General features: G+C 40.3%; 15 protein-coding genes. 6 read left to right on the plus strand and 9 right to left on the minus strand.

The window, feature by feature from the left end:
• The first annotated feature begins 309 nt into the window (after positions 1-309).
• Positions 310-1,005, plus strand: coding sequence for a peptide-methionine (S)-S-oxide reductase MsrA (msrA, locus tag ACQQ5U_RS08830; protein WP_437396829.1), 696 nt, complete (start codon positions 310-312; stop codon positions 1,003-1,005).
• Positions 1,006-1,088: 83 nt separating this feature from the next.
• Here msrA and ACQQ5U_RS08835 read toward each other — a convergent pair whose 3' ends face one another.
• The 4 genes from ACQQ5U_RS08835 to ACQQ5U_RS08850 all read right to left on the minus strand — a co-directional run bounded on the left by ACQQ5U_RS08835 (position 1,089) and on the right by ACQQ5U_RS08850 (position 4,214).
• Positions 1,089-2,537, minus strand: a complete 1,449-nt coding sequence (locus tag ACQQ5U_RS08835; protein ID WP_437396831.1) for a hypothetical protein — start codon at positions 2,535-2,537, stop codon at positions 1,089-1,091.
• On the minus strand, positions 2,509-3,111 hold the full coding sequence (locus ACQQ5U_RS08840) for a hypothetical protein (RefSeq protein WP_437396833.1): 603 nt from the start codon (positions 3,109-3,111) through the stop codon (positions 2,509-2,511). Before ACQQ5U_RS08840 ends, ACQQ5U_RS08835 begins: the two co-directional genes overlap by 29 nt.
• Positions 3,101-3,637: an RNA polymerase sigma factor gene (locus ACQQ5U_RS08845; protein ID WP_437396835.1), complete on the minus strand. Its 537-nt coding sequence runs from the start codon at positions 3,635-3,637 to the stop codon at positions 3,101-3,103. The genes ACQQ5U_RS08840 and ACQQ5U_RS08845 overlap by 11 nt, the downstream gene beginning before the upstream one ends.
• Positions 3,638-3,788: 151 nt before the next feature.
• Positions 3,789-4,214: an Ohr family peroxiredoxin gene (locus ACQQ5U_RS08850; protein ID WP_437396837.1), complete on the minus strand. Its 426-nt coding sequence runs from the start codon at positions 4,212-4,214 to the stop codon at positions 3,789-3,791.
• A 210-nt stretch (positions 4,215-4,424) separates the two neighbouring features.
• Between ACQQ5U_RS08850 and meaB the strand changes: the two genes are divergently transcribed.
• From meaB to ACQQ5U_RS08865, 3 genes are read left to right on the plus strand one after another with little or no spacing between them, the layout of a single operon-like run.
• Positions 4,425-5,468, plus strand: a complete 1,044-nt coding sequence (gene meaB / locus ACQQ5U_RS08855) for a methylmalonyl Co-A mutase-associated GTPase MeaB (protein WP_437396838.1) — start codon at positions 4,425-4,427, stop codon at positions 5,466-5,468.
• Positions 5,469-5,503: 35 nt separating this feature from the next.
• On the plus strand, positions 5,504-6,466 hold the full coding sequence (locus tag ACQQ5U_RS08860) for a glycosyltransferase family 2 protein (RefSeq protein WP_437396840.1): 963 nt from the start codon (positions 5,504-5,506) through the stop codon (positions 6,464-6,466).
• Positions 6,447-7,319 carry a lysylphosphatidylglycerol synthase transmembrane domain-containing protein gene (locus ACQQ5U_RS08865; protein WP_437396841.1) on the plus strand — a complete coding sequence of 291 codons (873 nt, stop codon included), beginning with the start codon at positions 6,447-6,449 and terminating at the stop codon, positions 7,317-7,319. Before ACQQ5U_RS08860 ends, ACQQ5U_RS08865 begins: the two co-directional genes overlap by 20 nt.
• Here the strand turns inward: ACQQ5U_RS08865 and ACQQ5U_RS08870 are convergent.
• The 5 genes from ACQQ5U_RS08870 to mazG all read right to left on the minus strand — a co-directional run bounded on the left by ACQQ5U_RS08870 (position 7,316) and on the right by mazG (position 12,025).
• Positions 7,316-8,974 carry an ArnT family glycosyltransferase gene (locus ACQQ5U_RS08870; protein WP_437396842.1) on the minus strand — a complete coding sequence of 553 codons (1,659 nt, stop codon included), beginning with the start codon at positions 8,972-8,974 and terminating at the stop codon, positions 7,316-7,318. The two genes, ACQQ5U_RS08865 and ACQQ5U_RS08870, sit on opposite strands and share 4 nt — an antisense overlap.
• Positions 8,971-9,540, minus strand: coding sequence for a phosphatase PAP2 family protein (locus ACQQ5U_RS08875; RefSeq protein WP_437396843.1), 570 nt, complete (start codon positions 9,538-9,540; stop codon positions 8,971-8,973). Before ACQQ5U_RS08875 ends, ACQQ5U_RS08870 begins: the two co-directional genes overlap by 4 nt.
• Complete coding sequence (locus ACQQ5U_RS08880; RefSeq protein ID WP_414460601.1) at positions 9,540-9,767, minus strand: hypothetical protein; 228 nt, start codon at positions 9,765-9,767, stop codon at positions 9,540-9,542. The genes ACQQ5U_RS08875 and ACQQ5U_RS08880 overlap by 1 nt, the downstream gene beginning before the upstream one ends.
• Before the next feature lie 34 nt (positions 9,768-9,801).
• The gene (locus ACQQ5U_RS08885; protein WP_437396845.1) at positions 9,802-11,169 is read right to left on the minus strand and encodes an MATE family efflux transporter; all 1,368 of its coding nucleotides are present in this window, start codon (positions 11,167-11,169) and stop codon (positions 9,802-9,804) included.
• An 82-nt stretch (positions 11,170-11,251) separates the two neighbouring features.
• On the minus strand, positions 11,252-12,025 hold the full coding sequence (gene mazG / locus ACQQ5U_RS08890; RefSeq protein WP_437396847.1) for a nucleoside triphosphate pyrophosphohydrolase: 774 nt from the start codon (positions 12,023-12,025) through the stop codon (positions 11,252-11,254).
• Between the two features lie 172 nt (positions 12,026-12,197).
• On the opposite strand from mazG, the gene bglX reads away from it, so the two are divergent.
• Both bglX and ACQQ5U_RS08900 read left to right on the plus strand, forming a co-directional pair.
• The gene (gene bglX, locus ACQQ5U_RS08895) at positions 12,198-14,387 is read left to right on the plus strand and encodes a beta-glucosidase BglX (RefSeq protein ID WP_437396849.1); all 2,190 of its coding nucleotides are present in this window, start codon (positions 12,198-12,200) and stop codon (positions 14,385-14,387) included.
• A gap of 9 nt (positions 14,388-14,396) precedes the next feature.
• Entirely contained in the window at positions 14,397-15,035 is a 639-nt protein-coding gene (locus ACQQ5U_RS08900) for a GDSL-type esterase/lipase family protein (RefSeq protein WP_437396851.1), read from the plus strand.
• Positions 15,036-15,049 lie beyond the last annotated feature (14 nt).

Genomic DNA, 15,049 nt, shown 5'->3' on the forward strand with positions numbered 1-15,049 from the left:
AATTTTTTTCGGGTGAAGTGTTTTTTATCGTCGACGAACGCTTTTGAGTCTAAAAACAACATATCGAAAGTAGGTGCATTTCATCGATCATTGAACATTTCAAAGCTTTGTAACTGATTGAATTTCAATTATTTATTTGTAGGAAAAGGATTAAGTTTTGTAGATTTGTGTAAGAAAAAACCACACGAATTGATAAATGTCAATTTATTTACCAGAAGCAACATTTTATCTAAAAATGGCTAGTTAACAATTTTTAACGCTCATCCAAGTAATTGTTGGTATCTTATTCCAACTAAACAAGAAACTAAAATGAACACCGTGAGAACTCCATTTTTAATTCTACTCTTATTGGCATCCATAAGTTGCCAACCAAAAAACAAATCCAATAAACCAGAAGTTGCTCAAAAAGAGCAATCAGAGACCAAATTGGAGACCAAACTAACCTCCGAACAGCTCCAAGAATACGAGACCGCCTATTTTGCCAGTGGCTGCTTTTGGTGTGTTGAAGCTATTTTTGAAAGTGTTAAAGGTGTTAAGGAAGTTTATTCCGGTTATTCCGGGGGACCCGAAAAAAACCCAACTTACGAGCAAGTGTCCTATGGTAGAACCCATCATGCAGAAGCGGTAGAGGTATATTATGACCCTAACGTGATTTCTTTTACCCAACTCGTTCAGGTATTTTTTGGTTCACACGACCCTACCTCACTCAACAGACAGGGACCTGACCGGGGTGCACAATACCGTTCCATTGCTTTTTATAAAAATAACGAGGAAAAGAAGATAATCCAGAACTACATAGATCAACTGAAAGCTAAAAACGTTTATGGGAATCGCCCAATAGTTACTGAGGTAAAGCCATTTGAAAAGTTTTATATGGCGGAAGAGTACCATCAGGATTACGAAAAACGACATCCTAACAACAGTTACATCCAAAATGTTTCGATTCCCAGGTTAAATCGTTTTAAAAAGAATTTTCAGTCCTACCTAAAAGAAGATGTTCACTAGAAGTTGGAGAGTAGGTTCTGGCCGTTGAAGAAATTTTGGCCGAATGATATAAAGGTGGTTCCTTGGGACTGTTGATAACAAGACTAGTTCTTAAGAACCACCTCACTGTATTTGGAGTTTATCTTGATGGTTTTTCCATCATTTTTGCTGATGTTATAACCAGTATGTAAATTTCCACCATACGTTTTGGTTGATTTCAACTTCAATGCCTTTGGGTATTGAAAACCTGAAGTAGTCTCATTTACCGAAATAACATAAGATGTTTCGGGCAGTTTACAATCGAGTTCTCCGTTTTCCATGGAAATGTCGATGGTATTGAAACCATTGGAAACCTCATCAATACTCAATGTTCCAAAATTATTGGTAACCGTGGCCTTGCTGGCAACTCTACCAATCACCACGTTTGATGATACCGAATGTAATTTCAATTCTTTAACCTCTTTTAAATTGACCTTATCAGAGTAATCCGTACTAAGGCTACCGTAGTTCCAGTTTTGCACCACTACAGGGGAATACGATACGCGGATATCGGTATTGGCCCCATCAATGGTAGAGGCAAGCAAGCTTGCGTAGGACAAGCTTGCATTGATGTTTTTAGTGTTTTCGGCTAGTTTTACCTCGCCGTGACGTACATTCAGGTTTAATTTAATGTACTTCGGCATTTTGATGATGATTCGTTTTTTGACTTTATACTCTTTATGTTTTCCATCTGAAGAAAAGTAAAACACATTGGGACTTCCATGAATTGTCCTTGCTTCTTCTCTGGCCTGTTTTCTAAGTTCTGCCTGTTCGCTCCTTAATTCTTCCCGCTGTTCACGAAGTTCTTCTCGTTGTACTTTGAGCCTTTCGCGCATTTCTTCTCGCATTTTTTCGCGCTCTTCCCTAAGTTGCTCTCTTTCTTCCATCATCTCTTCTCTCCGAGCCTCTCGCTCCTTGGCCATTTCTTCCATCCGTTTGCCCCATTCCTCAAAACGTTCCTTATATTCTTCATCGAACGTTTTATCGAATTCCTTCTTCCATTCCTTCATGTACTTATCTCCATCCTTTTTATAGGCATCGTAATCAAACTCAATGGGAGGCATTGGAGGCATGTTTGGCATAAATGATATTTCGGGGATTAAAATCTCCGGGATTTCCGGAATCTCTACATCGGCAATAATTTCGGCAACCGATGGCATTTCTGGAATATCGATATTAACAGTTCTAAAGTCGAAAGCATAAGGGCCCGCTCCTTCTGTACTTACTTCAATTTCCTTACTATTGCCCATAATTTTGACCAAATCCTGCTCAAAATAAGAATCGACTTCGTCCTGATCAACACCTTCCAACTCAATCACGGCTGTAATTTCCACTTGATCCTTGTTCCAAGTCTCAAATTCAATATCGGCATAACTGGTATTGATGCTTAGTTCCGTGTCCTTATTGACATTATAGGTTTCCTTGTAGGTTTTGGACTTCTCCTGCGCTTGGCTGGTAAATCCAACCAAGGCAAGAAGCAATCCACTAAACAATATTTGATGATTCCTGTTCATTTTTTGATGATTTTAATTGATTCAACTTTGTTTTTAATTTTTGCAGCAACTGCAACCTAAGCTGTAGATTATTGATCAATGCATTTATGGTTTGATCATTGGGGCCCAGTTCATTCAACTCTTGGTTAAGCTTGTGGTATTCTTGGTTCAGCTCGGACAACCTATCCATATAGCTATCTATAAGCTCCTTGTTTCCTGGGTCATCGGCTAATTCAGACAATTGCAAGTTGATATTTGTGGTGTAATAAGTCTCTATTTTTTTTAGGTCTGGGGATAAATCACCCAACGAAATACCCCGAACATCACTATTGGGATTATCCCTATCCACAACCGTTACTTTCTCATCGGGGTCTACTGCACCTTCATTGCTGTTGAAATAATAAAAAGACAATCCCACAGCCACCACAACAGATGCAGCAATCTGCATCCAAAGGGAGAAAACCTTTTTCTTGGGAGGGTCATTGGGCAACTTGGCTTCCAGCTTGGTAAAAAAGCGGTTTTCATGCCCTTCCTCCAGCTTGAAGCGTTTCTGCTCCCTTTCCTTTTCAAACAATTTTCTAAGATCACGTGCCATAAGCCAAATCTTTTAGTTTTTCTTTTAATTGTGCCTTTCCTCTCAAGAGTCGGGTCCGCGATGCGGTTTCCGTGACGCCCAAAATTTCAGCTATCTCCGCATGGTCGTACCCCTCTACCAAAAACAATTGCACAACGTATCTATATTTTTGAGGCAGCTCCTCGATGGCTCCCTTCACCTGATCAATCGAAATTCCTTCTTCCACCGACCAATCATCTTCTTCCGCAACCTGTAGGTAATTTTCATTCAGCTCGACCGTTCTTTGGTGCTTTGACTTTAAAAAATCGATACTTCCATTCACCACAATTCTCTTTAACCAAGCTCCGAACGTTACCTCCCCCTTAAACTGCTCAATACGCTGGAATGCTTTTATAAATGATTCTTGCAATACATCCTCCGCATCATTGGAATTTTTAAGGAATCGCATCGCCACACAAAACATACCATCACAATACTGACGGTACAGTTTCATTTGTGCCTGACGGTCGTTCGCCTTGCACCTTTCCACTAGCTCAATATGGAGCACACTCGGTTCTATGTCTGGTTTTTTAGTTGTTCTGTATTAATGACGATGCAAAAAATGCAACGTTGCAAATTTGGTTGTTTTTTAATGATTTTTAACAAAAAAACCCCGTTGAAGGCAATCAACGGGGCTCACTATTAAAAAGTTACGTGATTTATTCGTCTAACAACAAATTCAAATGCACGGTAATATTATCTCTCGTGGCCTTACTGTAAGGGCATATTTCGTGGGCATCCTTCATCAAAGTCTCTCCCATTTCTTTATCGACCGTAGGCAAGTAAGCATCCAGAGTAGCTTCCAAGAAAAAACCTTCTTCCTCTGTATTGAGCGCTACAGTGGCCGTTACACTAAAATCTCCTAAATCTTCTATTCCGTGCTCTTTGGCAACGGCTTGTAGACCTGCTCCGTAGCAACTAGAGTACGCAGCAGCAAAAAGTTCTTCTGGATTGGTTGACTTTGGATCCACTTTTCCTTTTGAACTAGGCATACTAATCGCAAAATCCAAAACGTCATCTTCGCTCTTCACATGTCCAGCTCTTCCTCCTGTATTAGTGGCTTTGGCCTCAAAAATAGTCTTCATCTTTTAAATGTTTATAGGTTCGTAAAAACCAGTACCCGCTTGGTAGCTGGTTATTTAATGAAAAGGTACCAATTTGTAGGCGGAAGTCCGCTTAAACAGGTATTAAATTTTTGTGAAATGGAAAAATCAAAAAGTAGACTCTATTCCCTTGGAAGTTCCATTAAACCCGTAAAATCTTTATAAATTCGTATAAACTGATGAAAAGCACTCTTGGCAGACGATAATAAAATAGATTCGAACATCATTTCTAAAATCAAAGCACTCAGAAAACAAGAACTTTCTGCAGATGATTTGGCCCAAGGTATTTTTGATGGAAACAAAGCTATGCTTGCCAAGGCCATTACCTTGTTGGAAAGCACCAAACCAGCTCATTTTGAAAAGGCCAATGCCGTGATAGAAAAATGCTTGGCGAAATCCAATAAGAGTATCCGTTTGGGGATTACAGGTGTGCCAGGGGTAGGTAAAAGCTCGTTCATTGAAACCTTAGGAAAAACATTGACGGCGCAAGACAACAAAGTAGCTGTTTTGGCCGTGGACCCTACCAGTTCGTTGAGCAAAGGAAGCATTTTGGGCGACAAAACCCGAATGGAAACCTTGGCCAAAGACCCAAATGCCTTTATACGCCCCTCTCCTTCTGGCACTTCTCTTGGCGGTGTGGCACAGAAAACCCGCGAAAGTATAATACTTTGCGAAGCGGCCGGTTATAACATCATTTTGGTGGAAACCGTAGGCGTTGGACAAAGTGAGATTGCCGTACACAGTATGGTGGATTTTTTCCTTTTGCTAAAACTATCAGGAGCTGGCGATGAACTCCAAGGCATAAAAAGGGGGATTATGGAAATGGCCGATGCCATAGCCATCAACAAAGCGGATGGAAGTAATCTGGAACACGCCAAGCTTGCCGTTACCGAATTTTCGAGGGCCTTGCACCTTTATCCACCTAAAGCTAACGGCTGGACTCCAAAGGTGCTAAAGTGTTCCGCTATGGAGAACACAGGTATTGATGAAATCTGGGCAATGGTGCAACACTTTGTGAAGCACACTAAAGACAATGGCTTTTTTGAAAAAAACAGAAAGCAACAGAACAAAAACTGGTTCCTTCAAACTGTAGATGAGTATATCAAACAATTTTTCCATCAAAAAGAAACTTTTAAAAAGGAACAGGCCACATTATTGACAGCTATCGAGGAGCACCAAATTTCGCCCTTCTACGCTGCCAAAATCCTATTGGACAAGATTACCAAGGAACTTTAAATAAAAGCAATAAATTTGCACAGATTTTATACTGAATGAGCACCGTCACCGATTCCCTTTTATCCATAGTGGTTCCTTTGTACAATGAAGAGGACAACGTGGTTCTTTTGACACAAAAAATCAATGAAAGCCTTGAGGGTTATAACTATCAAATTGTGTATGTGGATGATTTTTCCACGGACAAAACCCGCATCAAGGTCAAGGAAATGGACGATAAAAAAGTCCATCTCATTGAACTGAAAAAGAACTACGGCCAGAGTTTGGCCTTGGCCGCTGGGATTGATTATGCGGAGGGAGAGTATATCATCACCATGGATGGCGACCTTCAGAACGACCCTTCCGATATACCACAAATGTTGGAATATGCAGTTAATGAAGAATATGATTTGGTAACGGGTATCCGTCAGAAAAGAAAAGACTCCTTGGTTAAAAAAATACCATCCAAGATTGCCAACTTTTTGGTACGCAGAGTAACCAAGTTGGATATTAAAGACAATGGTTGTGCACTTAAAGTCTTCACCAAGGATATTGCAAAAAGTCTTAACCTATATGGTGAACAGCACCGTTTTATAACCCTATTAGCTCATTTGGAAGGTGCACAGATAAAACAAGTCCCCGTAAAACACCATGCAAGACATTCTGGTGTTTCCAAATACGGATTGGAACGGGTTTTTAAGGTGATTGCCGATATGATGTTGTTACTTTTCGTTCGAAAATATTTCCAACGTCCCATTCACCTCTTCGGGATTTTTGGGGTATTGTTGATTATCCTAGGTGTTTTTATCAATATCTATTTGTTGATCGTAAAGCTTGGGTTTGACCAAGATATTGGCACCAGACCACTTCTCATGTTTGGGATGATGTTTATTTTAGGGGGAATCCAATTATTTACTATTGGAATTGTAATGGAACTTTTGATTCGCACCTACTACGAATCGCAACAAAAAAGACCGTATCGCATCAAAAAAATATCCATAGGTGACGGAAAAGCTGCGTAAAAAGCTCATAACAGCCCTAAAAATCATCGTTAGTGCGGTCCTGATTTACTTTATTTTTACCAAAATAGAGTTCAAAGATGTACTCCAGACCCTAAAAAAGAGTGACCCTCTATTTTTACTCTTGGCACTGCTATTTTTTGTGCTGTCCAAAGTTATATCTGCGTTTCGAACGAACTTATATTTTCATCAAATCGGAGCAAAGGTTTCCCAGTTGAGCAATTTAAAACTTTACCTGTTGGGAATGTTCTACAACCTCTTTTTACCTGGAGGCATTGGCGGTGATGCGTACAAAGGCTACGTCATCCAAAAAGAATATCAACCAGGCACCAAGAAAGTAGTCTCCAGCTTACTCCTGGACCGATTAAGCGGGATGTTGTTACTTTTTGTATATGCTTGTGTGCTTGCCATCTTGTCCAAAAATGAGTTTTTCAAAAGCTTTTATTGGCTGATAATTGCGGCAATCCCCTTGAGTGTAATCGCTTTTTGGTTTGTGAACAAAATATTTTTCACCACTACCCTACCTGTATTTTGGAAATCCGTGGGGTTTTCGGCTTTGGTGCAATTGGCACAATTAGTCAGCGTTTTATGTATTTTGAATTCTTTGTCCGTTAATTTGGATACTATCGATTACCTCTTTGTGTTTTTAGTTTCTTCGATTGTCTCGGTAATCCCATTGACGATTGGTGGCATTGGGAGTCGAGAAGTCACTTTTTTATATGGTGCCGAGTGGTTGGGATTGGATTCCGGTACTTCTATCGGTATCAGCTTCACCTTCTTTTTAATTACAGCGCTCACCTCACTTTTTGGCGTGATTTATCACTTTAAAAAGCCAAAACTGGAATCGGTGGATTAGTTCAAATGCACCAAATGCATTTTGTTCAATTTTTCTGCTCGCGTGTCGGGGTTCAAGAATTTAATCTGTAATCGGGTAATCCGGAATTGGTCCACAGTAATTTGATAATCCCAAGCAATTCCTTTTTTCTCTAATTGCTCCAATTCTTTGTCTGTAGCGTAGACCCAAACATCTTTCATCTTCTTCAATTCGGATGCTGAAACAATATTTACGGGATTTTGATTGTAGAAATCCAAAGCCCACGTATGCCTTTCGGATATCTTATAAATTTCATCCACCGGTATATTTTCCGCCTTCACCTTTTTTGCCATTGTGGAACCACCTTGGTATTCGAGCAGTTTTGGATAAAACTGGGCATTCATCAGGCCGTTCAACAGCAAAGAGCTAAAAATGGCAACAGTTACAATTTTGACATATGCTGTTTCCTTTATTATAATGAAATAAGCCATCATTGCCAATGCAATCAACAAAAACAAATAACTGTACCAATGCTCCAGTTTAAAAACATAAAAACTCACCAATAAAGTGAAGACCACCACCAGACCCAATATAAAATATTGGATGCCCAGAATCACTTTGGCCATCTTTAATTTTTTCTGTTGACCCAAAATATATAAGAATGCTGCTGATAGAATGGCATACAATGGCATAAGAACATTCATGTAATGCGGCAGTTTAAATTGCGCAAAACTGACGAGCAGGAACAAAATGGAAATACCGCCCACCGTTAAAAACTCCAAATTGGGCTTGTATGCAAATTTTGTTTTCCAAAAGGCTTTTATTTTGGTCCAATAACCAATTAATGCGAGCACCGTCCACGGCAAGAACACCCATAGAAAGGTGTGAAAGAAAAAGAAAAAATCACTACTGTTCTTTCCTACGCCCTCGCCACTCATCCGCTCAAAGCTCTGTTCCCAAAAAATAAAGAAGATTCCGCTTCGGTTATCCTTCCCGCGAATCACTTTTTCAGGATGCAAATCAAATTGATGATAATAGGCATATAACATGGGGGATATAGTCAACCCGAAAACCAAAATTGCTGCCAACACCCTCCAATTTAGCAATTGTTGCCACTTTCGGGTATAGGCCAAATGGCAAAGTATCGAAACCCCAATCACAACTAAGGCAATCTGACCTTTGGTGGAAAAGGCAATTCCCGCCCCAAAGGCACCCATAGCGATACTTTTTAAAGTATTTTTCTCAATATAGGTTGCCAATTGCCAGATAGAAAATATCGTAAATCCCGTCAGAACCGCATCGGTACGAACATCGATGTTGGCCAAGACCATAGTTTGGGCCGTCATAAAAATCAATGAGGCAAACCGCCCTACATCCTTGTTATAAAGCAATTTTCCTAGACCAAAGCAACTATAAGCCCCTAACAAAGTGGACAAAATACCAGGAATTCGGTACGCCCAATCGTGAATTCCAAATATCTTATAGGAAAGTGCGGCCAACCAGTAATGCATATGTGGTTTGTCCAGGTACTCTTCAGGACCTTTGAAGAGGCTCAAAAAATCGTTTTCCTGAACCATTCGCATGGCCATTACAGCAAATTGGGCCGAATCGTTCTCGAACAAGGTCACGAACATCCCAATGATATAGACCAATACAATTAGTGCAATATAAAACCAGTATCTGGCCGTTGAGATCATACCCCTGTTTTTTGGAAAGCAAATATAGCCAACTTGGCCCACAACCATCCGAAAATAGAACCTACCAAGGCGCCCGTTACCACATCCAACGGATAGTGTACACCAATATAAATTCGACTGTAGGCGACAATGCACGCCCAAAGCAACAATACCCAAGAAATGTACTTCACTTTATTCTTGAACATCACAGTAAAGAAAATCGCTGGTCCAAAAGAATTGGCCGCGTGGGCGGAAAAATATCCGAATTGTCCTCCGCAATAACTTTTCACAAGTCGCATTACGCTACTTACTTCGGGTTCGTGGCAAGGTCGGAGTCGACCTATGCCATATTTAAAAAAATTGGACAATTGATCGGTGCAGGTAATCAACAAAGCAATGGACACTAAAATTATACCTGTTCCCTTCCACCCAAAAGTTCTGTAGGACACATAAAGTAAAAAGAAATAAAGTGGTGCAGAATTCCTGGTGGTCGTCATAAACATCCAGAAACCGTCCCAAGTTTCGGTTCCCAATCCGTTAAGGAACAAAAACAGCTCTTTATCGTATTGCAACAACTGTTCGAGCATTAATCGTCGTATCTGGAGACTTCCCGATCATAAAAAGCAGTGGCAGCTTCAATCAAGCTTTCGGTTTCGTCCATTAAGTCTTCCTCATCTTGTTTGGAGAATTCTTCCATCCATTCCACTTCGTCATTTTCCAGATTGATAATAAAGCGTGGGTATTCGGTATGGACGATAAAAATGGCCTCGGGATGATCTGTGTTGTCAGCCAATAAAAATTTAGGTAGTTCCATGTGTTCATATTTAGATTCCATTGTGGAAATCATCTTATTCTGTAATCAATTTCTTGGTCAAAAAGTTAAATCGAAGATACAACATTACAGCCGATGCGGTAAGTCCTGATAACAATCCTATCCAAATACCCGTGCTCTCAAAACTTGTGTGAAGCCCCAAATAATAACTTATGGGAAAACCTATCAACCAATAGGCTACAAAAGTGATGAGCGTAGGTATCTTCACATCCTGCAAACCACGTAGGGCTCCCAAAACCACCACCTGAAGCCCATCAGAAATCTGAAAAAAGGCGGCAACCAACAGTAGTTTAGCTGCAATAATAATTACTTCGGTGTTATCGGCTTGGTTGACGATATCGTCTACATCTAAATAAATAGTCGGGAACCAATGCCTCCCCAGTAGGAAAATTGCTGCGAAAATCACTTCCAAAATAAATGTCAGGAAAAAAATGGATTCGGCGATACGCTTCAATTCTTTATGATTGCGAAGCCCTTTTTGGTTTCCCACCCGAACCATGGCTGCAACACTTAGTCCCATACCCACCATAAAGGTCATACTACTTAGGTTCAATGCAATTTGATTGGCCGCTTGCGCATTTTTGCCCAGTACGCCACTCAGCCAGATAGCTCCCGTAAAAATGGCCACTTCAAAAAACATCTGCAAAGCGGATGGAAACCCCAAACTGATGATTTTGTTCATCACTTTCTTCTCAATATTTCTAAAATTGAAGTTGGTCACGTAGGATTCAAACTTCTTCTTCCGTTTAAGCACATACCAAATAAAGGCAACCATAATTACTCGTGATGCCAAGGTGCCGACCGCTGCCCCAACAATCCCCATTTTGGGAAACCCGAAAGAACCAAAAATCAATAAATAGTTAAGTGTCACATTCACAACGTTGGCCAGAATAGTGGCATACATGGGATATTTGGTCTGGGAAAGACCTTCTGAAAATTGTTTAAAAGCCTGGAAAATAATCAAGGGGACCAACGAGAAAGCTACCAAATCCAAATAGGGCAAAGCGAGTTCCACTACTTCGGGAGGCTGTTTCATATGGTGCATCAATGGCTTTGACAACAAAATGAGTCCGAAAAGAGACAATCCCAACATGGTACAAAGTACCAAACCATGTTTTAGGGCGCTTTTACCAGCTGCTTGGTCCTTTGCCCCATCGGCTTCGGCCACTAAAGGTGTAATGGCTGTGGAAAAACCAATTCCAAGCGACATCGCGATAAAGACAAAACTGTTCCCCAGAGAAACAGCGGCCAACTCCGCAGTACCCAATTGCCCCACCATAATATTGTCCGCAAAGGCCACAAATGTATGCCCCAACATTCCCAAAATAACGGGATAGGACAGCTTTAGGTTATAGGCAAACTCTTTGGTATAGTTCTGAAACACAATGGATACTTAAAAAGGATGGCAAATATAACTAGATTGACGACAATTATTGTTCCTCCCTACGTTAGCTTAGAAATAAATTTTAAAGTTGCTTCGCCTCTTCCCAGAACACGTCCATTTCGGCCAAGGTCATGTCTTTAATAGATTTTCCAGCTTCTTTGGCCTTTTCCTCCAAATATTGAAATCGTTTAATGAATTTTTTATTGGTCCGCTCCAATGCATTTTCTGGATTGATTTTCAAAAAACGGGCATAGTTTACCATAGAAAAAAGGACATCTCCAAATTCAGATTCCATTTTATCGGCATTATTGGCTTCCACCTCTTCTTGAAGCTCACCCAGCTCTTCCTTCAGCTTTTCAAAAACCTGCTCTGGCCTTTCCCAATCAAAACCAACACCAGATACTTTATCTTGGATTCGGTTGGCCTTGACCAAAGATGGCAATCCATTGGGCACTCCTTCCAGCACACTCTTTTTGCCTTCCTTTAGTTTGATGTTTTCCCAATTCTGTTTTACCTCCTCCTCGTTTTCTACTTTCACATCGCCATAAATATGCGGATGTCTGTTGATTAATTTTTCACAAATACCGTTAGCTACATCGGCAATATCAAAATCTTGGGTTTCGGAACCAATTTTAGCATAAAAAACAATGTGCAACAAAATATCGCCCAATTCCTTTTTTACTTCCTCAAGATCGTTGTCCAGAATGGCATCCCCTAATTCGTAAGTTTCTTCAATGGTCAAATGACGTAGCGTCTCCATAGTTTGCTTTCTGTCCCACGGACATTGCTCACGTAATTCGTCCATTATGGTCAAAAGGCGGTCAAAGGCAGCCAACTGTTCCGATCTCGTGTTCATTTTTTTGAATTTTGACCAAAAATACGAAGTCCTCACATTAGGGCATCATAGAATTTTAGCTTATTTTTATAGGTCTACAGATCAGCTTTTTAACACTTACCACAATATGAAAACTAAACAACGCTTTTCACCGATTCTACTCTTCATTTTTTTACTGTCCAATAGCTTGATTATGGCCCAAAATACAACCATTGACCAAAAGGTAGATTCTCTTTTATCCTTGATGACCCTGGAAGAAAAAGTAGGCCAAATGAACCAATACAATGGCTTTTGGGATGTGACCGGACCTGCTCCTGAAAAAGGCAATGCAGCTACAAAATATGAACATTTAAAAAAAGGATGGGTTGGCTCCATGCTTAATGTGACCGGAACCGAGGAGGTACGAAAATTGCAAAAATTAGTTGTGGAAGAATCTCGATTGGGCATTCCTTTGATTTTTGGATTCGATGTTATCCACGGATTTAAAACATTGGCACCAATACCTTTGGCCGAAGCTGCCAGTTGGGATATGGAAGCCATAGAAAATTCGGCAAAGATTGCTGCTGACGAAGCCGCTGCGGTTGGCCTGAACTGGACATTTGCACCCATGGTGGATATTTCCCGTGATGCTCGTTGGGGACGGGTGATGGAAGGTGCCGGAGAGGACACCTTTCTTGGCTCTAAAATTGCCAGGGCACGCGTAAAAGGGTTTCAAGGAAACGATTTATCACAACCCAACACCATTGCTGCTTGTGCAAAACATTTTGCCGCCTATGGTTTTGCCGAAGCAGGCCGTGATTACAATACGGCAGATATAGGAACATCGACACTATATAACGTAGTACTCCCTCCATTCCATGCGGCGGTTGATGCCGACGTGAAAACCGTAATGAACGGATTTAATATTTTGAATGGGGTTCCAGTAACCGCAAGTAGTTTTCTTCAGCACGACATTTTAAAGGAAAAATGGGGGTTTGACGGTTTTGTGATTTCAGATTGGGCCTCCATTATGGAGTTAGTTCCCCACGGACATGCCAAAAATCTAAAGCATGCCGCTGAACTTGCTGCCAATGCGGGTTCCGATATGGATATGGAAGCTTCGGCATACGTTACCCATTTGGTCAATAACGTGAAAGAAGGAAAAGTCAGTGAGAATACAGTTGATGATGCTGTTCGGAGAATACTAAAGGTAAAGTTTGAACTAGGGCTTTTTGACGACCCGTATCGTTATTGTGATGATACAAGACAAAAAGAAAGGTTGTACCACGAAGAGCATCAAGCTGGAGTATTGGATATGGCAAAAAAATCCATTGTACTCCTAAAAAATGAAGGGAACCTGCTCCCCATCAAAAAAGATCAGAAAAAGATAGCCGTTATTGGTGAATTGGCCAATGATGACAACAGTCCTTTAGGAAGTTGGAGAATAGGTTCCGACAACAACACGGCTGTATCAGTTTTAGAAGGATTGAAAAAATATACCAAAAACATAAGCTACGCCAAGGGACCAAAAGTATTTAATAGTGATGCAAATTTTATAACCGAAGTAACCGTCAACGAAACTGACACGGAGGGCATAAAAGAAGCTGTAGCATTGGCTAAAGAATCAGAAATGGTAATCATGGTGTTGGGAGAACATGGGTTTCAAAGTGGTGAAGGACGAAGTAGGACAGAATTAGACCTCCCAGGTCTTCAATCCCAATTATTGAAAGAAGTTTATAAAGTAAATAAAAATGTAGTTTTGATTCTAATGAACGGCCGACCCTTGACCATACCTTGGGAAGCCGAAAACATCCCTGCTATTTTGGAAACATGGCAATTGGGCACTCAAACAGGAAATGCCATTGCTGAAGTGGTTTTCGGGGAATATAATCCAAGTGGAAAATTACCCATGACCTTCCCCCGAAGTGTTGGGCAGGTTCCTATTTATTATAATCATTACAGTACCGGAAGACCCGGTGCACAACCGACAGTATTTTGGTCTCATTATAGTGATGAAAAAAATGAACCGCTTTACCCTTTTGGCTATGGTTTGAGTTACACCAGTTTTGACTATTCTAACTTAAAAATTGACGCTTCAGACCAAAAAAACATTGAAGTTTCCGTCACGGTCACCAATACTGGGAAAATTAAAGGGGAGGAAGTTGTACAACTTTACATCCACGATAAAGTAGCTAGTATCACCCGACCCGTTAAGGAGTTAAAAGGTTTTCAAAAAATAAGCTTGGCTCCAAATAATTCTAAAAAAGTTATTTTTACCCTTACTGATAAAGAATTAGGATTTTATAACCATAATTATGAGTTTGTCGTGGAACCTGGTGAGTTTGATATTATGGTCGGGACCAACTCACAGCAAGGACTCCATGACAGCTTTATTAAAAACTAAACCAACAGAATGCGATATATATTCGTACTATTTTTTGCAATCACCATTAATGTCCATGCACAATTACCATTTGATAAGGAGGTCAAACAAGTACAACAACGAAATGACTCCCTTTGGGACAGTTCCAAAGAAACCATCGTATTTACAGGAAGTTCCAGTATTCGGTTTTGGAACGATGTACAAGAGCGTTTTCCTCAACAGCAGGTACTGAACACAGGCTTTGGTGGTTCACAGTTTTCCGATTTGGAGCACTATTTAGATGAGTTGATTCTAAACTACAAGCCCGTAAAAGTCTTTATTTATGAAGGGGATAACGATATTTTTGCCAAAAAGAAACCAAAAAATATAGTGAAAAGGGCCCAAAAAATCCTTGGTACCCTCCAACAGGAGAACCCAAACATGGAAATTGTATTGATTTCTGCCAAACCAAGTATCTCCAGATGGAAATTGAGAGGAAGGTACAGACGTTTAAACCGTAAATTGGACAGACTTGCGTCCACCACAAATGGGATTGATTTTATTGATGTTTGGTATCCGATGCTAGACAAAAGAAAGGTAAAACAAGACATCTTTATTAAAGATGGCCTGCACATGAACTCAAAAGGTTATGACATCTGGTATGATGTCATCAAAAACTACATAGACTAAAACTAAACAAACGT

This window comes from Flagellimonas lutimaris (assembly GCF_051494225.1).
GTDB lineage: Bacteria > Bacteroidota > Bacteroidia > Flavobacteriales > Flavobacteriaceae > Flagellimonas > Flagellimonas lutimaris_A.

Excerpts from the sequence above, each read along its gene's own strand:
- msrA (WP_437396829.1), top strand. The coding sequence starts at position 310 with ATGAACACCGTGAGAACTCCATTTTTAATTCTACTCTTATTGGCATCC.
- ACQQ5U_RS08835 (WP_437396831.1), bottom strand. The coding sequence starts at position 2,537 with ATGAACAGGAATCATCAAATATTGTTTAGTGGATTGCTTCTTGCCTTG.
- ACQQ5U_RS08840 (WP_437396833.1), bottom strand. The coding sequence starts at position 3,111 with ATGGCACGTGATCTTAGAAAATTGTTTGAAAAGGAAAGGGAGCAGAAA.
- ACQQ5U_RS08850 (WP_437396837.1), bottom strand. The coding sequence starts at position 4,214 with ATGAAGACTATTTTTGAGGCCAAAGCCACTAATACAGGAGGAAGAGCT.
- ACQQ5U_RS08860 (WP_437396840.1), top strand. The coding sequence starts at position 5,504 with ATGAGCACCGTCACCGATTCCCTTTTATCCATAGTGGTTCCTTTGTAC.
- ACQQ5U_RS08870 (WP_437396842.1), bottom strand. The coding sequence starts at position 8,974 with ATGATCTCAACGGCCAGATACTGGTTTTATATTGCACTAATTGTATTG.
- ACQQ5U_RS08875 (WP_437396843.1), bottom strand. The coding sequence starts at position 9,540 with ATGCTCGAACAGTTGTTGCAATACGATAAAGAGCTGTTTTTGTTCCTT.
- ACQQ5U_RS08880 (WP_414460601.1), bottom strand. The coding sequence starts at position 9,767 with ATGGAACTACCTAAATTTTTATTGGCTGACAACACAGATCATCCCGAG.
- mazG (WP_437396847.1), bottom strand. The coding sequence starts at position 12,025 with ATGAACACGAGATCGGAACAGTTGGCTGCCTTTGACCGCCTTTTGACC.
- bglX (WP_437396849.1), top strand. The coding sequence starts at position 12,198 with ATGGCCCAAAATACAACCATTGACCAAAAGGTAGATTCTCTTTTATCC.
- ACQQ5U_RS08900 (WP_437396851.1), top strand. The coding sequence starts at position 14,397 with ATGCGATATATATTCGTACTATTTTTTGCAATCACCATTAATGTCCAT.